16 protein-coding genes are annotated in these 21552 nt (G+C 71.0%); 4 read left to right on the top strand and 12 right to left on the bottom strand.

Going from position 1 to position 21552, the window contains the following annotated elements; all coding sequences use genetic code 11:
• Nucleotides 1–38 precede the first annotated feature (38 nt).
• From ACIBAF_RS33140 to ACIBAF_RS33125, 4 genes are read right to left on the bottom strand one after another with little or no spacing between them, the layout of a single operon-like run.
• Nucleotides 39–1532 (bottom strand): dihydroorotase family protein, encoded by a 1494-nt coding sequence (locus ACIBAF_RS33140; RefSeq protein WP_399467893.1) that lies wholly within the window; start codon nt 1530–1532, stop codon nt 39–41.
• 16 nt (nt 1533–1548) lie between these two features.
• Nucleotides 1549–2370 carry an ABC transporter permease gene (locus ACIBAF_RS33135; protein WP_399467892.1) on the bottom strand — a complete coding sequence of 274 codons (822 nt, stop codon included), beginning with the start codon at nt 2368–2370 and terminating at the stop codon, nt 1549–1551.
• Nucleotides 2367–3218, bottom strand: coding sequence for an ABC transporter ATP-binding protein (locus ACIBAF_RS33130; RefSeq protein WP_399467891.1), 852 nt, complete (start codon nt 3216–3218; stop codon nt 2367–2369). Before ACIBAF_RS33130 ends, ACIBAF_RS33135 begins: the two co-directional genes overlap by 4 nt.
• Nucleotides 3219–3253: 35 nt before the next feature.
• Entirely contained in the window at nt 3254–4378 is a 1125-nt protein-coding gene (locus ACIBAF_RS33125; protein WP_399467890.1) for an ABC transporter substrate-binding protein, read from the bottom strand.
• Nucleotides 4379–4697: 319 nt separating this feature from the next.
• Here ACIBAF_RS33125 and ACIBAF_RS33120 point away from each other — a divergent pair, with 319 nt between their 5' ends.
• From ACIBAF_RS33120 to ACIBAF_RS33110, 3 genes are read left to right on the top strand one after another with little or no spacing between them, the layout of a single operon-like run.
• Nucleotides 4698–4991 (top strand): hypothetical protein, encoded by a 294-nt coding sequence (locus ACIBAF_RS33120; protein WP_399467889.1) that lies wholly within the window; start codon nt 4698–4700, stop codon nt 4989–4991.
• A gap of 45 nt (nt 4992–5036) precedes the next feature.
• A complete protein-coding gene (locus tag ACIBAF_RS33115) occupies nt 5037–5450 on the top strand; it encodes a BlaI/MecI/CopY family transcriptional regulator (protein ID WP_399467888.1) in 414 nt (137 codons plus the stop codon).
• Nucleotides 5447–6424: a M56 family metallopeptidase gene (locus ACIBAF_RS33110; protein WP_399467887.1), complete on the top strand. Its 978-nt coding sequence runs from the start codon at nt 5447–5449 to the stop codon at nt 6422–6424. The genes ACIBAF_RS33115 and ACIBAF_RS33110 overlap by 4 nt, the downstream gene beginning before the upstream one ends.
• A gap of 22 nt (nt 6425–6446) precedes the next feature.
• Here ACIBAF_RS33110 and ACIBAF_RS33105 read toward each other — a convergent pair whose 3' ends face one another.
• The 3 genes from ACIBAF_RS33105 to ACIBAF_RS33095 all read right to left on the bottom strand — a co-directional run bounded on the left by ACIBAF_RS33105 (nt 6447) and on the right by ACIBAF_RS33095 (nt 9547).
• Nucleotides 6447–7085: a ScbR family autoregulator-binding transcription factor gene (locus ACIBAF_RS33105; RefSeq protein WP_399467886.1), complete on the bottom strand. Its 639-nt coding sequence runs from the start codon at nt 7083–7085 to the stop codon at nt 6447–6449.
• Between the two features lie 267 nt (nt 7086–7352).
• Nucleotides 7353–8588, bottom strand: coding sequence for a cytochrome P450 (locus tag ACIBAF_RS33100; protein WP_399467885.1), 1236 nt, complete (start codon nt 8586–8588; stop codon nt 7353–7355).
• 275 nt (nt 8589–8863) lie between these two features.
• Nucleotides 8864–9547: a ScbR family autoregulator-binding transcription factor gene (locus ACIBAF_RS33095; protein ID WP_399467884.1), complete on the bottom strand. Its 684-nt coding sequence runs from the start codon at nt 9545–9547 to the stop codon at nt 8864–8866.
• A 378-nt stretch (nt 9548–9925) separates the two neighbouring features.
• Here ACIBAF_RS33095 and ACIBAF_RS33090 point away from each other — a divergent pair, with 378 nt between their 5' ends.
• The gene (locus ACIBAF_RS33090) at nt 9926–11911 is read left to right on the top strand and encodes an acyl-CoA dehydrogenase (RefSeq protein ID WP_399467883.1); all 1986 of its coding nucleotides are present in this window, start codon (nt 9926–9928) and stop codon (nt 11909–11911) included.
• Nucleotides 11912–12298: 387 nt separating this feature from the next.
• Here ACIBAF_RS33090 and ACIBAF_RS33085 read toward each other — a convergent pair whose 3' ends face one another.
• The 5 genes from ACIBAF_RS33085 to ACIBAF_RS33065 all read right to left on the bottom strand — a co-directional run bounded on the left by ACIBAF_RS33085 (nt 12299) and on the right by ACIBAF_RS33065 (nt 21550).
• The gene (locus ACIBAF_RS33085) at nt 12299–13123 is read right to left on the bottom strand and encodes an SAM-dependent methyltransferase (RefSeq protein ID WP_399467882.1); all 825 of its coding nucleotides are present in this window, start codon (nt 13121–13123) and stop codon (nt 12299–12301) included.
• A 157-nt stretch (nt 13124–13280) separates the two neighbouring features.
• A complete protein-coding gene (locus tag ACIBAF_RS33080) occupies nt 13281–14387 on the bottom strand; it encodes an NAD(P)/FAD-dependent oxidoreductase (RefSeq protein ID WP_399467881.1) in 1107 nt (368 codons plus the stop codon).
• 197 nt (nt 14388–14584) lie between these two features.
• The gene (locus ACIBAF_RS33075; RefSeq protein ID WP_399467880.1) at nt 14585–15058 is read right to left on the bottom strand and encodes a carboxymuconolactone decarboxylase family protein; all 474 of its coding nucleotides are present in this window, start codon (nt 15056–15058) and stop codon (nt 14585–14587) included.
• Nucleotides 15059–15165: 107 nt separating this feature from the next.
• Nucleotides 15166–17328, bottom strand: a complete 2163-nt coding sequence (locus tag ACIBAF_RS33070; RefSeq protein WP_399467879.1) for a glycoside hydrolase family 127 protein — start codon at nt 17326–17328, stop codon at nt 15166–15168.
• 67 nt (nt 17329–17395) lie between these two features.
• The gene (locus ACIBAF_RS33065; protein ID WP_399467878.1) at nt 17396–21550 is read right to left on the bottom strand and encodes an Ig-like domain-containing protein; all 4155 of its coding nucleotides are present in this window, start codon (nt 21548–21550) and stop codon (nt 17396–17398) included.
• Between the last annotated feature and the right edge of the window lie 2 nt (nt 21551–21552).

Below are 21552 nucleotides of genomic sequence, written 5' to 3'. Positions count from 1 at the left end.
GGCGGCTCCAGCCTGACAGCGGTACGGACTGCCGTCGATCATGTCAAAGGCGCGGGCCCGGCTGTCGGGGTCGCCGTCGGGCGGTGCAGATAGGCGCCGACGGGCCGGCCGACGGCCTTGCCCGACTGCAGGATGTGGGCGCCTCTCAGGAAGGTGTCGGTGACCTGGGCCGTCAGCTCGAAGCCCTCGAACGGGGTGTACCCCTGTGTGGACTCCGAGTCCGCGGCGTGCACGGTCCAGGTGCGGTCGGGGTCGACCAGGGCGATGTCCGCGTCGAAGCCGGGCGCGAGGCTGCCCTTGGCGCGCAGCCCGTAGCGCCGGGCGGGGTTCCAGGAGGTCAGCGCGGCGATCCGGCCCAGGGGCAGGCCGCGCTTCGTCCCCTCGGTGATCAGGCCGGGGAGGAGGTACTCGGCCCCGCCGAACCCGGACCTGGCGAGGAAGACGTCGTCCTTGAGGTCACCGAACTTCACCTCCTCGCGGCAGCAGGCGTGATCGCTGACGACCCAGTCGACGGCGCCGTCGAGGACGTACTCCCAGAGGGCCTCGACGTCTTCGCGGGGCCGCAGCGGCGGGTTGACCTTGCCGCCGAGGCCGTGGGCGGTGGTGATGTCGGCGAGCAGGTGTCCGGCGGTCACCTCGCGCCGGAAGTCGATGTGCGGGAACGCCCGGCTCATCCGTACGGCCGCGTCGACCGCCTTGCGGGACGACAGGTGCAGCAGGTTGATCGTCGGCAGCCCGGTCTCGTGCGCCAGGTAGGCGGCGACGGAGACCGCGAGCCCCTCGGAGTGCTGGGGCCGGGAGGCGCTGTAGGCGGCCAGCCCGGTGAGGTCGCCCGCCTCCTCGACGAGTCTGGTGTACGCGGTCATGATCTCGGCGGTCTCGCAGTGCAGGGAGAGGGAGATCTCGTCGGCGAGGTCGCGGAAGCGCTCGCGGGCGGCCTGGACCCCGCGCATGACGAACTCGAAGTGTGCGTAGTCGTACCGCTCGTCGTCGGGGAGCATCAGGAAGGCGTTCTGGTCGGCGGATCTGCCGTGCAGGCCGTGACCGCCGTAGAACATGAAGATCTTGAACGAGGTGACGCCGAACCGCTCGATCAGGTCGGGGATCTCGTCGATGTGAGCGCGTGTGAGCGGCGCGAGGTGGAAGCCGTAGTCGACGTGGGCGCGGCCGGAGGCGGCGGCCAGTGCCTCGGGGAGGAAGTCGGCGTAGGCACCGCCCTTGTTGAGGTAGTAGCGCCCGGTCCGCATGTAGGTCAGGGCGCTGGTGACCCCGCCCTGTGCGCATGCGCGGCTCTCGGTGGCCGCGTCCTCGGCCAAGGGGTGGTAGATCCCCCAGTGCTGGTGGGCGTCGACGACGCCGGGGAACGCCAGTCTGCCGCGGGCGTCGACGACCCGGCGGGCGCCTGCCGTCGGGATGCCGGGGGCCACGGCCGCGATCCGCCCTGCGCTGACGGCGATGTCCGCGGGCCGGGCGTCGTCGTGGTCGTGGGTGACGACACGGGCGTTCTTCAGCACCAGGTCGTACTCGGTCACCGTGGCCTCCTTCGCTTCATGCCCCGATCACGCGGCTGTCCTCGGACCAGAAGGTGACGCGCCTCTGGACGAAACGGATGCCGAAGTGAGCGACGAGCCCCAGTGCGGAGAGCACCACCAGCACGGCGAACATCCCGGCGATGTCGAAGTTGTAGTTGGTCTGCAGCAGGAGGTATCCCAGGCCCTCCTTCGCCCCGATGAACTCGCCGACGACGGCGCCGAGGATCGCGAAGACGATCCCTATGTCGAGCCCGGCGAAGATGAACGGCAGCGCGCTCGGCAGCCGCACCATCCGGAACACCTGGAACGCGCCGGCCCCGAACACGGTGAGCATCTGGATCCGGTCGGCGTCCGCCGAGCGCAGCCCTTCGATCACGTTGACCAGCATCGGGAAGAACGAGATCACCGCGGCCATGACGACCTTGCTCGTCATGCCGAAGCCGAACCACACGACGAACAGCGGCGCGAGGGCCACCTTGGGCACCGTCTGGAAGGCGACGACGTACGGCATGAAGGTGCGCTCGATCAGCCGCACCTGTGAGATCGCGGCGCCGAGGACCAGGGCCGCGCCCGCGCCGAGGAGGAAGCCGTACAGCGACTCCAGCAGCGTGACCTTCAGGTGGCCCCAGAACAACGGGTCGGCCAGCTGCTTGCGCAGCGCGTCGAGGATCTGCGAGGGCCGCGGCAGCAGGTAGTCGTCGACGCCGAAGGCGGGGACCGCGAACTCCCACACCAGCATGACGACCACGAAGACGGCGGGGACGAGGAGCAGTTCGGGGCGCTCTCTCGGATCCAGGCGGGGCCGCTTGCCGGTACGGGGTCTCCTGCGGGGTCTCATCGGTCGATCACGCTCGTGGCGTTGAAGTGCCTGCGGATCCGCTCGACGAAGATCCCGGCCCGGTCCGAGGCCATGGCGCTGATCTCGCGCGGGCGTTCCAGCCCGATGTCGACGATCTCGGCGACCCGCCCGGGGCGGGGGCTGAGGACCACCACCCGGTCGGAGAGGAAGACGGCCTCGGGGATGGAGTGGGTCACGAACACGACGCTCTGGCCGCTCTCCCGCCAGATCCGCAGCAGCTCGACGTTCATGTACTCGCGGGTCATGGCGTCGAGCGCGCCGAAGGGCTCGTCCATCAGCAGCACGGCCGGGTCGTGCACCAGGGCCCGGCAGATTCCGGCGCGCTGCTGCATCCCGCCGCTCAGTTCATGGGGGTACTTCTCCTCGAAGCCGTCGAGTCCGGCCATCGCGAGCAACCGCTCGGCGCGCTCCCGGTGGACACGGGCGTCGAGCCCGCGCACCTCCACGGGGACCATCACGTTCTGCACAACGGTGCGCCACGGCAGGAGGGTGGCCGCCTGGAAGACCATGCCCACCTCGGGCAGCGGCCCGCTCACCTCGCGGCCCGCGACACGGACCGCGCCCCGGCTTGCGGGGACGAGCCCGGCGAGGATCTTCAGCAGCGTGGTCTTGCCACATCCCGAGGGACCGACGACCGAGACGAACTCGCCGCGCCGGACGGTGAAGCCGACGTCCGAGAGCGCGTGGGTCGGCTCGGACCTGCTCGGCCGGTAGGTCTTGTGCAGCGCGGTGACCTCGATCCAGCGGTCTTCGTCCGCATCGGTCGGTGCCACCGCGCCACCGCCTCGCCCACTGCGTCGGCGTCGTCCCGGAATCCTCATCGCCATGCCGGCCCCCTCGCCTCCCTGGTGATGTGTCCCGGTCACTGCTCGGCGGCCTTCGCCTTCTCGACGACTGCCGCGGAGTCGAAGTCGTTCGCGCCCTTGAGGAGGCTGTCGTCCCACAGCTCCGGGAGAGGGACGTCCTTGGTGATCTGGCCGGACGTCCTGGTGTAGGCGACCGTCCTGTTCCACTCCGCGTCGCTGATCGCACCCCAGTCCTTGAAGCTCGCGGGCTCGCCGACGGCCGGGACGGCGGTCTTGATCCACGCCTGGAGGGTCTTGGTGTCGTCGCCGATGCGGTCGTCGGCCTTCTTGCCGGTCAGCAGCTGCGGGAACGCCCGGTAGCCGTCGCGCATGGCGGCCTCGGGGTTGACGGCGGAGAAGAGCAGCGCCTTGTAGGAGGCGCGCAAGTAGCGGGTGAGGACGTCCTTCTTCTCCTTCAGGGTTTTCTCGGTCACCGCGAAGGTCAGGGAGCGGATGCCGTCGAAGGCAGCGGAGTTGTCCAAATAGCGGAACTCGGCGCCGGTGTTCTCGATCGTGGTGAAGGCCTGCGTGTACAGGGCGAGTACGTCGACCTTGCCGCTCTCCAGAGCGGACAGGGCCTGTGCGCCCACACCGACCGGCAGCAGATCGACGTCCTTGGCGGCGTCGAGTCCGGCGTCGGCGGCGTAGGCGCGGGCATAGATGGCCGAGCCGGAGGCGAGGCTGATGACGCCGACCTTCCTGCCCTTGAGGTCGGCGGCGGTCTTGATGTCGCTGTCCGGCTGAACCGCCATGCGCCACGGCCAGTTCCGCACCAGGCCGCCGACGGCCTTCACCGGGACGCCCTTCTCCCGCGCGGCCAGGATGGCTCCGGCGTCGGCCGGCGCGATGTCGGCGCTGCCCGAGGCGACGGCCTGGACCGCGGCGACCGAACCGTCGGTGTTGATCACGTTGACCTTGAGCCGCTCCCCCGACAAGTAGCCCTCGGCGTCGCCCACCGCGTAGGTGGCGACTTCTTCCTTGGGGGCGATCACGGCCGAGGGGACGGCGAGGTCGAGGGTGGCCGGGCCGCCCGAGGCGCCGTCGGAGGAGGACGAGCTGTCCGTGCAGGCGGAGAGCGCCGCGAGGGAGGCGAGGGCGAGGGCACTGACGCCGAGTCGTAGGAACTGCCGCACGTGCCGCATCGCGAACCTCCGAGGCCGGGGAGCAAGGGATGTCGGTCGACGAGTTCCGCGCCGGACCCGGCGGGCGCTCGTTGTTGCGCTCGGCTTGCCGTTCAAGGCTCCCTGGTCAGGAGACGTGCCATTCGGCGGCCCAACCGGGCCGCGGGACGGGCGACTTGCTCGCACTCTGTGTTGGTTCCCGGCAGCGCCGGCGCCCCCACCTTGACCCTCTTCGCCACTGCGACGCAAGAGGTCCCCACCCCGCCGGACGCTCGATCTCGCCGGGCAGCGTCAAGCATCAACCAGGTTGACGCCCATCCAGGTGCCGTATTCTCCGGGTGTGAAATCGGAGTCGGCGATCAAGCGACGGCTCGACTCCCTGCGCTCCTCCGGTGCTGTACTTCGACGTGCAGTCGACCACGAGCCCCTCGGACAGGACGTGAGCGCCATGCTCTGGCTCACCGTGGCGCCCCGAGCGCTCGCCGAGGTAGGGCGCAGCTGGAACGCCGACGACACCCAGGTCAACTGGGAGGCCGACGCGTGCAACGCGCTCTGGATGGCCGGCAGGCTCACCGAGACGGTGGTCACCGGCAGAGTCGAGCGGGCTACAGTCGTGGCGACTACAACCGCGTAGCCGGTTCACCGCTCTGCAGACGAAAGAGAGCCGAGGAGCGTTTCCATGTCAGAGGGACACGAAGCCCGGCCGGCCGGCGGACGGCCCGACCGGCGGCCCGCGGGTGAGCTGGAGGCGAGTGTCCTGGCCGCGCTCTGGGCCGCCGACGCGCCCCTCACGCCGGTCGCGGTGCAGGCTGCGCTCGGCGGGGACCTGGCCCGCACCACGGTGACGACGATCCTGACGCGCCTGCACGCCAAGGGCGCGGTCACCCGCACCCCCGCGGGCCGCGGCTACTCCTACGCCCCGGCCCAGGACCCGCCCGGTCTGACGGCCCGCCGCATGCACGCCGAACTGGACAAGGACGCGAACCGGGGGACCGTCCTGGCCCGCTTCGTCTCCGGCCTCGGTCCCGAGGACGAGGCGCTCCTGCGAGCCCTGCTCGACGACGGCCGGGCGGATCCCGGAGGCACCGCGTGATCTACGCCGTGTGGATTCCGCTGGTCGTGCCGCTGCTCGCCGTGCCGGCCGCCCGGCGGGTCGCGGAGTGTCGCTCGCCCCGCGCCGCCGCCTGGATCCTGACGGCCCTCACCCTTGTCCTCGCCCTGTCCAGCACCGCGGCCCTGGGCCTGCTCGCGCTGGCCGGCGCGCTGCGTCTGCCGTTCGTCGCGGCGCTCGGGCATCTCTCCCCTCCGCTTCTCGGCCGCGACTCGCCCACGACCGTGCCGGCCGCCGTCGTGGCGGCCGTCGCGTTGACGGCCCTGGCCGCGGCGGTGCCGCACCGCATCCGGCGTCACGTCCGCGAACTACGCGCCGCCCGGCGACAGTTCGGCGGCGGGCCGAGCGCCGGGGACCTCTGGGTACGGCAGGACGACCGCCCCGAGGCCTACGCGCTTCCGGGGCGTCCGGGCCGGATCGTCGTGAGCTCCGGAATGCTGCGCTCCCTCAGCGCGCCGGAACGCGAGGTGCTGTTCGCCCACGAGCGCGCCCATCTCGCCCACGGCCACCACGCCTTCCTCGCCGTGGCCGAACTCGCCTCGGTCCTGCACCCCGCACTGCACGGCCTGCGGACACCGATCGACTACGCCCTGGAGCGCTGGGCCGACGAATCGGCCGCCCTGACGACCGGCGACCGCACCCTCACGGCCCGCGCCATCGCCCGCGCGGCCCTCGCCGCCCACACCGCGGACGCCTGCGCCCGGCCCCGGCTGTCCCTCATGGTCACCGCCGGACCGGTCCCGCGCCGCGTCTCCGCCCTCCTCGCCACGCACCCGACCGCGCCCGGCGCCCGCCGCCCGCGTCCGTGGGTCGTGGTCAGCCTGCTGCCGGCGTCGGTGCTCCTGATGTGCGTGACGCTGTCGACCGCGGCCGCCGTCGAGGCGGCCACCGACCTGCACACGGGCATCGAGATCGCCCAGGGGGAAGCACCGGGCCGCCCGGACCCCCTCGGCTGACCGTCACCGCTGTCCGCGGGTTCTACTCCGTCTGTTCGGCCACGGCCGCGCCGATGCCCGACAGGAACGGGGCCGGGTCGGGCGAGGCCGTCAGCCGCGGCAGAACGAACGTCCACAACTGCGTCATGCGCTCCACCGAGAGCCACTCGCAGTCCGCCGCGCCCAGCACCTCGAACCCGGTCGTCGCCGCCACGATCACGGTCGCCGCCGCATCGGCCGAGACGTCCTGCGCGAGCTCCCCCTCGTGCTGCGCCTGGACGACGAGATCGTGCACCCACCCATGCCACCAGCGCAGCATCTGCGCCCCGTTCTTACGGGAAGGGTCACCGCTCAGCCGGAACGCCGCCCTGATCACGGGATCGGCGACCACCGCGAGCAGCAGACTGCTGGCCATGTGGACGAGTGACTGCAGCCGGGTGTCCGCCGCGCCGCGGCAGCGCTCCGCCAGCTGCTCCACGGAGTCCGCCGCCGCCCGCTCCACGGCCCCGGCGAGGTCGTCCTTGCTGGAGAAGTGGAAGTGCAGGGCTCCGGTGCTGACCCCGGCCCGTTCGCTGATGGCGGGGAGGGACGCCCGGGCATAGCCCTCGGCGGCGAACACCTCGGCCGCCGCACGGACAAGGGACCGGCGCGTGCGCACCGCCCGTGCCTGCTTGACCATCATGTCTTCCTCCCCCACCCGGCCTGCACGGACAACGCAGGTCCGCGCCCTGCGCCCCGCCGAATCGTGGAGAGCATCCCATCACCAACACCCCGGAGTAAACCGCACGTTCGGTATTTTTATAGTCCGTGCGTGCCTGTTCGTTTTCTGTCCCCGCGTTGCCGCTTCCCAGCGCGGACGACTCCGACGAAGGCGCTGCCGGACCGGCGGGTCCGGCAGCGTCACCCGGTGCGAGAAGACGCTCCCCGGCGGGGAGAGGGGGTTCGCAGGTCAGACGTGGGCGGGGGCGAGGAGCACGGGAAGCGACCGGTAACTGTTCATCAGGAAGCTGGGCAGGGGCGCGAGTTCCTCCGGATCGCAGGCGAGTTCCATCCGGGGGAAGCGGTCGAAGAGTGCGGCGAAGGCGCTCTCCGCCTCCACGCCGGCGAGCGGGGCTCCCATGCAGCGGTGCGGTCCATGACCGAAGCCGAGGCTGTCGCGGTCCTTGCGCAGCAGGTCGAACCGGTCGGCGTCCGGTCCGTAGCGCTCGGGATCCCGGCCGCCGGCCGCGAAGGAGACCAGGATGGCCTCGCCCTTGCGGATCAGCACACCGTCCAGGTCGATGTCCTCGACAGCGAACCGCATCGGCGAGTACGCCCCGGGAGTGTGCACCCGCATGGCCTCGGCGGCCACGTCGCCCCAGGTCGCCCGCCCCTCCCTCACGTGCTCCAGCTGCTCGGGCCACCGCAGCAGCGCCCCCACCGCGTTGGTGATCAGGGCGGCGGTGGTGTCCTGCCCGCCGGCGATCATGAGGAAGAGGGTGCCGAGCAGCTCCTCCTCGCTGAGACGGTCGTCCTGATCGCGCGCCTGGATCAGCAAGGACGTCAGATCGTCGCCGGGCTCGGCCCGTTTGGCCTTCACCAGCTCCGACAGCAGGACGAAGGCCTCCAGCCGCGCCGCCTCGATCTCCTGCCCGCTGATCGTCGTGCTGAACACCGTGTGCAACGCCGTGCACAGCGCGTCGGTGGCCTCGCCCTGCGCCACTCCGAACAGCTCGCAGATCACCCGCATGGGCAGCAGCTCGGCGAACGACGACCGCAGGTCGATCGGCGCGCCCGGCTCGACGGCCGCGAGCCCGTCGACGAGTTCGGCCGCGAGCTGCGCGACCCGCGGCCGCATCGCCTCCGAGCGCCGCGCGGTGAACGCCCCCGCCACCAGCCGGCGCAGCCTGGTGTGCGAGGCGCCGTAGGCGAACAGCATGTTCTCGTTCGCCACCCACGGGTACAGCGGCCACTCCTCGGTGATTCTCCCCTCGATGAACTCGGGCCAGTGCTGACGCGCGTCCTTCGACACTCGGGAATCGGTCAGCAGCCGCTCCACGTACTGCTGGCGCACCACCGCCCAGGCCACCACACCGCCCGGCAACTCCACCTGGACGGCGGGTCCCTTGGCCCGCAGCATCGCCGCCTCACCGGCGAGATCGCGCCCCGTCACATCCAGGGCATAAGGGCAGGCAGTCGTATCCATCGTCGTACTCCCTGGGTTCGTCTTGCACACATCGGCATTTGCGCTTGCCCAGGAGAAAGGGGCTTCCCCCGCCCTCCCCGCCGGGAACGCACGACGACGCCCCGGACGACCTTCATCCCCACCACTCCCCCAGCCGCCCCGAAACCAACCACCGCCTCACCACGCAACCACCGTCACACGAGAACAATGACCCGACGACCACGACCCCGACTACAGGACCCGAAGACCAGGACCCGAAGACCGCCGACGACGACCGGTCTACGCCGGTGCGGCGGTCAGCCGGCCGCCTGCTTGCCGCCCGTGCCCCAACTGGCCTTCACTGCCTCCTCGTAGACCCTGGCCCCCCGGTCGGCGGCCGTGTCCAGCTGCAGAAGGACCGCGGGCACCGCGATCCCCGCCATCAGGTGCCGCTGCAGGTCCGCCACCCGCTCCGGCAGGTCCGCGTGGCCCGTCATGATCTTGGACAGTACCTGCACACCGGTGAACGCCCCCACGAACATGCGCGCCGCGGCGGCCACGTCGACATGCGGCAGCAGTTCGCCCTTCTCCTTCGCCCGCCTCAGCACGTCCGCGTTGTGAGCGATCCATCCGCTCATCGGCAGTCGTCGGTCCAACTTGTCGCTGGGCATCCCCTGGTCCACCGTCAGCCGGATGCTCCCCTGCACGAGCGGATCGCCCACCGCCAGCAGATGGGCCAGCACGAACGCCTCGTCCAGTCCCTGCTGGAGCAGCAACTCCCGGGTCGGCACGGCAGGCACCGCCTCCAGCTGGCTGGCCAGAACCGCCTGCGCGAGCTCCTCCTTGGAGGAGAAATGGAAGTACAGGGCTCCCTTGGTCACCCCGGCGCGGGCCAGGATCTCCGCGATCGTCGCGGCCTCGTACCCGACCTCCGCGAACACCGCCGCGGCCGCGACGAGGACTGCCCGCCTCGTCCGTACGGCCCGTTCCTGCAGCGCCACGCCCCCACCTCCGAGGTTGCTCCCCGTGATTCCGGCTCCGGAAAATATACCGGCAGGTCTGTCCACTGCCACCGCACGGGCACCGCGCCCGCGCCCCGCGTCCGGCCACCCTTGCAGTACCGCGACCGGCGCCCACCAGCACAACCCCCTGAATACCGGCCGGAGTTCCTGATTCCGCCTCTCGTTCCCGCCAGACATCACCCGCACCAGGCGTACCCACCTCCCTCTTGCGACACAGGCACCCCTCAAATCCCGCCATCGACGCCACCGCACATTGCCGATTTCTGACTTGATAAGAAAACCGGTAGGTCCGTATCTTCTGGCTCACTGCACATCCAGACAACCAGCTTCCGGATCTGCGACAACGGGGAGAGGGTCATGGCCCTTCTGGCATTCCACAGCGGAGAGCGCCCCACCGGGCCGCACCGCGCCGACCACGTCCCGGGACAGGCCTCCACACCGGGCCAGGCCGAGGACGCCACCGCACCGGGCCCGAACGAGGACGCGGCCGCTCACGGCCCGCGCCCCGGCGACCCGGCGCGGGCCGACGCCTCGACGGCCCGCGAGCTGACCCGGCTGCTGTTCGACCAGGACGGCGAGCAGGAACGCGTCCACGCGCCATGGCGCCGTCTCATCGCCCGGGACACCTTCCGCCATCAGCCCGGACTCACCCCCGAGCAGCGTGCCGCGCAGTCCTATGCCTGGTTGCGCCTGGTCAACGACACCCTCGACGACCCCGAGGCCCTCGCCACCGACCCGGCCCTGCTCACCGCCCTGCACGAGTGGGCCGCGATCGTCGACGGAGGCGGCGGGCTGACGACCGTCGCCAGCATCCACTACAACCTCTTCCTCGGCAGTCTCCTCGACCACGACGACAGTCCGCTGAGGGACCACGCCGAGTTCACCGCCCTCCGACGCACGGGCACGTTCCTGTGCACCGAGGTCGACCACGGCAACGACGCCCCCGCCCTGGAGACCACCGCCACCCTCGATCCCGAGACCGGCGGCTTCGTCCTCCACACCCCCCACCCGGGCGCCGCCAAGTTCATGCCCAACACCAGCACGATCGGCGGCCCCAAGTCCGCCGTCGTCGCCGCCCGTCTCGTCATCGACGGCCGTGACCAGGGCGTCTTCCTGTTCCTGACCCCGCTCACCGATCGCGACGGCCCGCTGCCCCACATCACCGTCACCCCGCTCCCGCTGCGCCCGAACGCCCCCGTCGACCACTGCCTCACCTCGTTCGACCATCTCCCCCTGCCCCGCCAGGCGCTGCTGCAGGGCGAGCACGGTCGCCTCAACGCCGACAACACCCTCACCAGCGCCCTGGGCAACCGCCGTAAACGCTTCCTGACCTCCATCGCGCGGGTCACCGCCGGCAAACTCTGCATGAGCGCCGCGGCGATCGGCGCCTCACGGGCCGCCCTCGCGATCGCCGTCCAGTACGGCAACCGGCGCCATGTCAGCGGGTCCCGGCCGGGGCGGCGCATCCCCGTCAACACTCACCGCACCCACCACAGCAGGCTCCTCCAGGCCGTGGCCACCACCTACGCCATGACGCTGCTCCATCGCTCCCTCACCGCCGAATGGAGCCGGCACCCCGCCGACGACCGCGACCACGTCGAACGCCTCATCGCCCTCACCAAGGCCTGGATCACCTGGCAGGCCCGCACGATCACCCTCGAGGCCCGGGAACGCTGCGGTGCGCAGGGCCTCCTCCCCGCCAACCATCTCGCCGGCTTCCCCGAGTACGTGGAGGGGACCATCACCGCCGAGGGCGACAACCTCCTCATCACCACCAAGGCGGCCGCCGAGTTGCTCCACCACCCGCCGGCCGCGCCCCTCCCCGACGCGGGCCCGCCGCACCTCACCAACCCCCGCTACCTCCGCGACCTCGTCGCCCACACCGAGCACGCCTTCCATGCCGAGGCCCACAGCGCGCTCCGTCACGGCCCGGCCCACGACCCCCAGGCCCGCTGGAACACGGCCTCGACGCCCGCGCTCCAGCGGGCCCACGCCCACACCACCGTGCGTGCGGCCGACGCCCTCCTGGCCACGCTGGACCGCACCGGCCATGAGCCCACGCGCCAACTCCTCACCCAACTGACCACCCTCTACCTCCTCACCCACCTCACCCCCCACACCGGCATGCTCCTCGCCGACAACCACATCGCCGCCCACCACGTGCACCAGTTGCCCTCGACCGTCGACTCCCTCACGCACAGTCTGCAACCCCACCTCACCATCCTCACCGACGCGTTCGACCTTCCGCCCCAGTACCTCGACGCCCTCCCGCTCATACAGAACAGCGGCTCGCAGCGCAGCGACGGGGACGAGGGGGTACAGCCCCGGCCGGCCCTGGTCTGAACAACCGGGCCTGGGGCGGCGTGCGGTGTCACCAGGGGTGGTCGTCCACGTCGACGTTTCGGCGTCGGCCGTGTACCGCCCCGACAGCAGCACGTCGGCCAGGAGCACCCACGCGACGACGCCGACCCTTGCCTGCACCGCGGCGGCCGGCGCCCGCGCGCAGGTGCGGACACCGGCCCCGGCTCGATGGTCGCCCGCAGCGTGCCGAGCGCGTCCGACTCGGCGATCTGCACCCAGCCGTCGCCGAGTTGCCAGGTCCCGAGGCCGATGACCCCGGCCCGCCTGCCCGTTCGCTCCGGCTTCCTGTTCTCCATGACCAGGACGCTGGAGCGAAGGCGGGCGGGTTCGGACGACCGCGAACCCTCCGTCCAGGTCCGCGGCCCCCGGTTACTGCTTGCGGCCCACGCCGCAGTAGGCGTCGACGGAGGCGGCGAAGTTGGCTGAATCATCGGGGTTCGGGCGCCACTCGGGCACCTGGACGATCCCCGGCTCCACCAGCTCCAGCCCCTCGAAGAAGCCGCCGATCTCGTCGATGCTGCGCACGTAGTAGGGCACCGCGCCGCTCGCGTTGTACGCCTCCGACGCGGCGATCATGCCCTCGCTGGTGGCTGTGCTGTCGCTGATGACCAGGTAACTTCCCGAGGGCAGCCCGGCCATGAGCCGCCGGACGAGGTCGCGGGCCTGCTCGTAGTCGGCGACGTGGCCCAGCGTGTTGAGGATCATCAGGGCGACCGGCTGGGAGAAGTCCAGGGTGCCCGCGGCGGCTGCCAGCACGGCTTCCGGGTCGTACAGGTCCGCGTCCAAATAGGCGGTCTTGCCCTCCCGCGTGCTCGTCAGCAGGGCGTTCGCGTGGGCGAGCACGACGGGGTCGTTGTCGACGTAGACGATCCGGGCGTCCGGGGCGACGCGCTGGGCCACCTGGTGGGTGTTGTCGGCGGTGGGCAGGCCGGTGCCCACGTCCAGGAACTGGCGGATGCCCTGCTCGCCTGCGAGGTGGCGCACCGCGCGCCCCAGGAAGTGCCGGCTGGTGACCGCGACGTCGACGAGGCCGGGGAAGATCTCCTTGATGTGGTCGCCGATCTCCCGGTCGACCTCGTAGTTGTCCTTGCCTCCGACGAAGTAGTTCCAGAACCGGGCCGAGTGCGGCTTGGACGTGTCGATCCGGCCGGGTGTTCCGGCGGTCTCGGTGGTCTGGGAGGGGGAGTCCGACACAGCAAAGCCTCCTGCACAGGTACGTTGGCGATCAGTGCCCCAACCTAGGCGAACTTTCTTTCGGTTCAGGCCAGTTGAGAGCGCTTGCTCAACCCCTGCGTGCCGTTTCGGCCAAAAATCCGTCACCGGCGAGGGCCGCGGCCCGATCACGGGCGGTTCAGGTGGCGGTGTACCCGAGTTGACGCCTCATGTACGGGGTCATCAGGGTCTTCGCCTTGGCCAGCACGGAGGTGCGGCCGCCTAGCACCGCGCTCTCGCCGCCCGGCACGGGCAGCAGCGTCACTCCGTCGGCCGGTCCGAACGGCACGATGAGCGGAGTGCGTTGGATCGGTCGGTAGAGGCGGGGCTCCTTGCGGTGCTTGCCGGCGTGCTGCAGGTGGACGCGGATGTTGTGGGCGGCGAGGTCGGCCTGCGCGAGGGCGGCGGGGGTGATCTTGAGTTCGGTGGCGTCGTTGACGTCGCCGACGGCGAAGACGTCCGGTCGTCCCTCGACCCTGAGCCGCCGGTCGACCTTGACGTGTCCGGCGGAGTTCAGCCAGTCGGAGTGTCCGCCCATGCGCAGCCAGAACGTGTTGGGCGTGGTGCCGGTGGCCCAGAAGGAGAGGTCGGCGTCGATGACGTTGCCGTGGGCGTCACGGTAGGTGCCGAAGTCGTTGCCGGGGGACATGAAGGAGTCGAGGCGGACCTCCACGTCGTGGGACTCCAGCCAGTCCAGCGCCTTGCTTCCGGCCCGTCCGCTGCCGGTGGAGTTCAGCAGCGTCGCCCCCGAGTGGGCGAGGGTGACCCGGGCGTCCGGCCGGGCGAGGCGTATCTCCGCGCTGAGCTCGACGCCGGAGGGTCCGCCGCCGACGACGAGGACGTGCTCGGCGGCGGCGACCCTGCGCTGGTGACCGGCGAAGGACTTCAGCGTCTCTTCGGCGGTGGTGCCGGTGAAGCGGGCCGGTTCGGGGTAGTCGGCGCCGGTGGCGATCACCACGACGTCGTACGGGAGCCGCTCCCCCGTCGCCAGGACGACCTGCCGCGCGCCGGTGTCGATGCGGACGGCCTTGCCGACGACCATCCGGCCGTCGCGCAGCAGTCGGTCGTACGGGATGAAGGGGGTGACCGACCAGTCGGGGCGGACGCCCGCGCGGAGGGAGGCGATACGGTGGAAGAAGACCTCCTTGCGGTCCACCAGCGTGACCCGCGCCGTCCCGTCCAGTCGTTTGGCCAGCCGCACGCCCGCGTAGCCGCCACCGATCACCACTACGTCGCCGTCGCGCACGCGCGTCTCCTGAGCATGGGGGGAAAGCGAGCGGCCGGGCGCGTGGGGGCTTCCTCGACCACTCGAATTGCCGACGAGCGTAGCGCTTGAAACCTAAAGTTCAGGTGTGAAGGTGTGCATATTCCGTGAAGCCGTTCCCCCGGCCGCCGTGGATCGGTGACCGGAGGCCTCGTACGGCGTGCGTCCGGCGGCGTGCGTCAGGCGAACTGGCCCGGCCGGTAGCCGCCGGCCGGCTGCTGGACGATGACGTTCAAACGGTTGAACGCGTTGATGATCGCGATCAGCGCCACCAGGGCGGTGAGCTGCTCCTCGTCGTAGTGCTTGGCGGCGTTCGCCCAGACGTCGTCGGGGACGCCGCCGGCCGCGTCGGCGATGCGGGTGCCCTGCTCCGTCACCTCCAGGGCGGCCCGTTCCGCGTCCGTGAACACCGTGGCCTCGCGCCAGGCAGCGACCAGGTTGAGGCGCACCGAGGTCTCCCCGGCGTGCGCGGCGTCCTTGCTGTGCATGTCGGTGCAGAAGCCGCAGCCGTTGATCTGGCTGGCCCGCAGCAGTACGAGGTCCCGGGTCGTGGCCGGCAGCGACGAGTCCGTGACGGCCTTGCCTGCCGCACCGAAATGCTTGAGGAGGGCGCCGGCGAGGGGGCTGCCGAAGAGGTTGAGACGCGCTTCCATGATGATCTCCTTGCCGTGTCGACGCTTACACAGCACTGACGGAACGCGCCGGGGAAATGTGACAGGCGGCCGGGTTCGGCCGCCTGTGACGTGCGTCTCCCTCCAGATCAGCGCTTCAGCCGGGCGCTGCCGGCGGCCGCGACGACGCGGTCTCGTTCGGCCCGGGTGAACAGACCGCCGGACAGCCAGGTGTCGGCGAGGGTGCGGACCGCGCCCACGAAGCGGGCGGTGCTCGCGAACGGCGCCTGTCCCCAGAGGACGTCGAGGAAGGTCAGGCCGTCGGCGCGGGGGCGGTTCGGTACGCCCGAGTCGGTCGTGCCGAACACGACGGACGGTTCCGCGCGCCTGAAGTAGGCGTGGTAGCGGCTGTCGTCCGCGAGGTGGAACGGGGCCAGCGTCAGGCCGTGCGTGGTGAAGTGCAGGGGGCGGCCCTCGGGGCGGACGGCGTCGGCCAGGTCGCCCCGCAGCGTGAAGTCCTTGTAGAAGGAGAACTGCCGGAACGACGTCGCCTGGCTCCGCGCGACCAGCAGGACCGGCCCGTAGAACAGCGACTGGACGGTCGGGTCGTCCAGCGCCCGTGCGATGCGCAGCCGGTAGGGGGCCGAGACGGTGACCCGGTCGCCGCGCTGCCAGGTTCTGCTCAGGGTGAGGTAGCTGCCGGGCGTCGCCTGGACCTGCTGCCGGACCCCGTTGACGGTGACGGTGAACCCTGCCGTGGCCCAGGACGGCACCCGCAGCTTCAGGTCCAGGCTGCCGCCGCCCTCACGGAACGTCAGGGTGCGCACGCCCTCGGTCGGGTAGGCGCTCGTCTGCTCGATGACGAGCCCGCGTTCCGGCCACCGCAGCGTCGAGGCGAGGTACAGGTTGACGTACAGCGCGTCGCCGCCCGCGGAGCGGAAGTAGACCGAGTCCTGGTACTTGGTGTGGTTCTCCATTCCGGTGCCGCCGCAGCAGGTGCCGATGTTGTCGTACTCGCGCACCACTCCGGGTCCCATGCCGACGAAGTAGGTGACCTCGGGGCTGTCCGTGCTGGGCGCGTCCCGGCGGGAGGCCAGGATGTGGTTCGTCAGGCCCTGCTCGTAGTAGTCCATGTAGGCGGGGTCCGGCTGGTGGAAGAACAGCTGCCGGCTCAGCTTGAGCATGTTGTACGTGGCGCAGGTCTCGGCGTTGTTGTCGCCCAGGGTGGCCGCGATGGCGCCGCGGGCCCGGAACATCTCGCCCTGGCCGGTGCCGCCCAGGCTGTACGTCCGGGGGCCCACGACCATGCCCCAGAAGTTGCGGGCCGCCGCCGCGTACTCCTCGTCCCCGGTGTGGTCGAAGAGCCGCACATAGCCGGTGAACTGGGGGATGTGCTGGTTGGCGTGCCTGCCGTCCAGGATGTCCCGACCGCCGGAACAGGCGTCCAGGAGGGCGGTGTTGTCGAAGCAGCGGGCGGCGGCGAGGTGTTCCGCGCGTCCGGTGAGGGCGTACAGGTCCGCCATCACCTCGTTCATCCCGCCGTACTCGCCGGCGATGTAGATCGACCACATGCGGTCCAGCTGCGCCTTGGGCAGTCGGCCGAGCCGGCTGTGCACCCAGTCGCCCATCTTCGAGGCGATGGCGAGGGCCTGCGCGTTCCCGGCCAGGGTGTGCGCGTCCAGGAGACCGCGCATGATCTTGTGGCAGGTGTAGTAGGGCGCCCAGATGGTGGGGTAGGTCGTGTAGCTCTCCAGCAGGATGAACTGGGTCTCCGGGTAGGCGGCCAGGTACCCGGGGTGGCTCGGTTTCGGCGAGCCGTGGTCGGCCAGCGCCTGCTGGCACTCGCCGAGCGCGGCCACGAGGTAGTCGAGCTTGGTCTTGAGCGCGGCCTCACGCGTGTCCGCGTACGCCTGGGAGACCAGGGTGAGGAAGTGGCCGCCGAAGTGGCCGCGCAGGTTGCCGTCGGAGGTCTCCCAGCCGCCCGGCGGCTGGGCGCCGCGGGTGTCGAGGCCGGCGTTGGCCCGGAAGACGGCCAGGATGCGGTCGGCGGGGTAGGCCCGGGCGAAGTCCAGCATCAGGTCGCGCTTACGGCGGAAGACGCCGTCGCCCAGGGTCACCTGGTCCAGCGCGAAGGGCTGGACCGCCCAGGTCGGCGGGGCCGCGGGGGCCAAGGCAGGCGCCGCGGCCGTGCCGGTCGGCGCGGCGAGGGAGTCGGCCTGGGCCGCCGCCTCGGTCGCGTGCAGGAGCGGGACGGCGGCCGCGGTCCCGGCGGCCAGCCTCAACAGGTGGCGGCGGGTGGGGGGTTGGGACATGCTCGGGCTCCGATCGTGGGGGCGTCGGTGGGCATGGGCATGGACGGTTGCGTGCGTGACCGCGCCCTCATGAGGGGGCGGCGATCACGGTGACGGTGGCCGTTGCGCGGTAGGTGGTGCCGGTCACGGTTCCCTTCACCTCGAAGGTCCCCGGCCGGGCGTACCGGTCCGGTTCCACCGGGTCCCAGGTCACCGGGGCCCGGCTGTCCTTGGAGCCGTCGTTGTAGGTGGCGACGACGGTGTCCGCAAGGGCGGGCGCCGTGCCGGCCCGCGTGGTGAGGTGCTCTTCCGCGAGGGCGGTGATCTCGACGGCGTCGGTCTGCCGCACCCACACGGTCGCGGTGACGGGCAGCGCGGTCAGGTCGGCGAGCCCGGTGACCCGGACGCTGGTGCCGCCCTTTGCCACCTGGTCCTCGGTGAGGGCGGGCCAGGCCACGGGAGAGCGCGCGGTCGAGCCGTCGGCGTAGACGAGCGTCACCTGGCCGGGCAGTCGGGGGACGGTGCCGTGGAGGGTGGGGACATGGACCTCGCGCACGGACTCGGGCGGCTCGGCGTACACCTTCCACTCCTGCACGCCGAGGGCCAGGTTGGCGTGGCCGGTCAGCCGGGCCCGCACCGCGGTGGTGGTGACGGGCGCGAAGGCGGTCCGGTTGTAGCGGTCCTCGTCGGTGCCGTAGCCGCTGGGCGAGGCGACCTCGCGCCAGGTGTCGCCGTCCCGGTACTCGATGACCCAGGAGGCGGGGACTCCCACCCCGTCGTCCGCGCCCGGTTGTGCGTCGCGGAAGAAGTACATGTCGGAGCCGTTCACACGGACCGGAGCGTCCCAGGTGTACTGGACCCACTGGGTGTCCTTCTGCGGCCAGCTGCCCCAGCGCGGGGCGTCGGACGAGGAGGCCGGTTCCCGGCCGTCGTTGATGGCTGCCACCGACTCCCAGCCCGAGGTGTAGGACGCGGACGGCGTCGCGGACTGCGCCACGTTCACCTGCCCGCCGGCCAATCCCGTCGCCTTGACCACGACTTTCTTCGAGGACTGCAACGCGCCGTCGGTGGCGGTGAGTTCGAGGGTGTAGACGCCCGGCTTGGTGAAGCGGGCGACGGTCGTCGGGCGTTGCGGGTCCTCGAAGATGACCGCGCCGTCCGTGGGGCCGTCCGCCGCCCGCCAGGACGCGGAGAGCTTCCTCGCCGGGAGGCCGTCGTCCTCGACGACTCCCGTGAGCCGTGCCTGGCCGGGGCGGCTGTAGGCGGTGTCGCGCCAGGCTTCGACGTACGGGGGCTGGTTGCGGGCGGCCGGGAGTCGGACGCCGGTGGCGAACGCCTGGACCTCCTTCAGCCCGCTGCTGTGACCGTCGCGGTGACGCAGCAGCACCCGCAGTCTGCCGGTCGTCACCCCTTTGAAGCGCACCTGGTTGAGGTTGGCCCGGGGATGGGCCGGTGACTTGACCGGTCCGGCCACGTCCGTCCACTGCCCGCCGCCGTCCTGGTACTGCACGGTGTAGAGCGCGGGTTCGGCGTAGCCGCCGGGCCGTTTGTCGCTGTAGAAGTAGAGCCTGACGTCGTCGACCCTGCGCGGCCGTGCGAGGTCGATCTCGTACCAGTCCTCGGAGTCACCTGAACCGCGGGCCCCCCAGAACGGCTCGTTGATCGTGAAGCCGTCGACGGCGCCTGCCGCTCCGTGCCCCTGCTCCTCGTGGGAGGCGCGGACGGTGGCTCCGGCGGCGAGGTTCTCCTTGGCTGCGCCGGTCAGGTCCCGGCCCGCCTTGGCGAAGACGTCCGTCACCCGGTCCTTCGGGCCGTACCGGACGTCCTGCGGTGCGGCAACGGCCGTGCGCAGACCGGTGGTTCGGGCCTTGGCTCCTCCCCCGTCGGGGAAGGTGACCTTGCGGGTGACGGGGTCGTAGACGAGGTGGGTGAGACGGTCGGCGGTGAGGGCGAGCTTCCCGTCGAGGTAGAGGGAGTAGCCCTCGGGGACCTGCTTGCCGTACGGCCGCTTCCCGTCGCCCGGCTCGTCCCACAGGACGGCCACGTCGGTGCCCCGGTAGTTGATGTCGGTGACGGCGAAGTGGTCCCAGTCGACGTCGATCGGCGAGAGCTCGACCTTGCGGTCCGTGCGCGGGCGGAAGCCCATGGCGTCCTCGATCACGGTCCAGTTGGTGGTGCCGAGGATGGTGTGGTGGATCCAGGAGCGGTAGCCGATCTTCTGCGGGTCGGCGCTGCCGTCGGCCCAGAACTCGTTCTGGTCGGGCCACCGGTTGTCGCCGTCGACGTACTGGGCCCAGGCGTTCCAGGACAGCAGCTTCTTGTACCAGGTGCTGTCGATGTACCGGTTGGGGTACTTGCGCAGCACGGAGGAGAGGAAGCGGAAGGTGACGGTGGAGTTGATGACGGAGAAGTTGTTGCTCCCCGGGTGGCCCTGCTCCGCGGCCTCCGCCTTGTCGGCCTGGTCAGCGGTGAAGAACGGGAAGACGGGGTACTGCCCGGCGTCGGCCCACAGCCGCAGGGCCTCCAGGTACTGGGGGTCCTCGTCCGCCGTGGGCATCAGGCCCACGCTGTACGGGTAGTAGTTGTTGATCTCCTTCCAGGGCACCAGGGTGTCGGTGGCCACGTGCCGGTGTTTGAGCAGCTTGTCCTTCGGATCCCACAGGTACTTCAGCACCGCGTCCTTCACCCGGCCGGCGATCCCCCGCAGCTCGTCCGCCTTCGCCCGCTCGCCGAGCAGGTCGTAGGCGTTCGCCGCGGCCGTGGCGTTGCTGTACACGTACGCCGACTCGGTGCGGTCCAGGTTGCCCGGCTTCCAGTGGAACGACACCGCGTCGGCGTCGTTGCCGGTCATGGCGCCCCAGTCGTACTCGATGAGTCCGTTGCCGTCGTGGTCGTAGCTCGCCAGCTGGCCGCGGACGTCCTGCTCCGCGTACCGCGCGAGGTTCTTCACGATGCCGTCCGGTCCGCCGTGCACCTGGTAGGAGCGCCAGGCCGCCTCGGAGATGTACTGGGTGTAGCTGTTGGACCAGTTCTCCGGGTCGCCCGGGTTGTCGGTGTACTTGCCGTTCTTCGACACCTCGCCGGCCGACACCCAGGGCCCGTACCCGTAGCTCGGGTCGCGCAGGTATTTGAGGTCGTCGACGAACATGCCGACGGTCAGGGCGATGGCGTTGTTGTAGCCGAGCACGCCCTCCATGGAGGTGGGGAACTGGTAGTCGTTGCCCGGGATGTCGGCGTCCAGGTAGTTGTAACGCAGCAGCCACCAGCGGTAGTAGAGCGTCTTGTCGATGTTGTCGTCGGGCGAGTCGAGGTAGGGCAGGTTCTCGGCCCACCAGCGGTTGTACTTCTGCACATGAGCGCGGAAGGCGGCCGTGGGCGCCGCCCTGCGCACCGCGTCGTACGCCGACCGGGAGGCGGCGATCTCCTCGGTGACGAAGCCGAGTTGGACCTTGGCAGTGGCGGTGGCGCCCGCGCGGAGGCTGAGGGTGCGCGTCAGGCTCTCGCCGTCGGGAGCGGGGGCCATGCCGTCGCCGCTGAAACGGGGGAAGACCGTGGTGAGGTTGTTCTTCGCGGGCGCCGCGCCGACGAGTTCACGGCCTTCGGCGCTCGTGGCGTACGGCGACGAGGCGCGCAGCGTGACCTCCCGGCGCGCGGAGCCGGTGTTGGTGAGCGCCAGGTTCGTCACGGCCACGTCGGCGTCGGTGATGAACTTGGTCTGTGTCACCTTCAGCCCGGTGGCCTCGTGAGTGAACTCGCTGCGCCAGTAACTGGGCGTCTGGATACGGGCGTCGACGTTCTCGTGGAGGGTGAGATCCTCGCCGTCCACGGTCAGGTCGACGGTGTAGGCGGACCGGTCGTCGATGCTCTCCCAGTACGCGACCTTGCCGCCGAACCCGAGGAGGGCGGGGTCGTGTTCCTTCATGAACACCGCCCGGCCCCGCGTGAACAGCCAGTCGCCCGACGGGTCCTCGCCCTTGCGGGCCAGCATCCGGTCCATCCAGAAGTCGGTGCCGTTCCCGGTTCTTCGGTCGGCCTCGTACTGGGCGCGCAGGGTGCCGTGGGTGCTGAAGCCGGCGGGCAGTTCCGGCACGGGATGCGCGGACCCGGAGTAGACCGGGTAGCCGATCGCCGAGTTGTCCGCCGCGCCGGCCGGCGAGCCGGCCGCGAGCGAGGCCAGCAGCCCCAGGGCCAGCGCGCCGGCGAGGGCTCTGCGGCGGTGCCGTCTTCTTCCCGGTCCGTGCACGG

Origin of the sequence: Streptomyces sp. NPDC051677, from assembly GCF_044453465.1 — a bacterium.
In the GTDB taxonomy this organism is placed as follows: Bacteria; Actinomycetota; Actinomycetes; order Streptomycetales; family Streptomycetaceae; genus Streptomyces.
The sequence above is the reverse complement of the archived record's forward strand: the minus strand, read 5'-3'. Positions and strand labels throughout refer to the sequence as shown.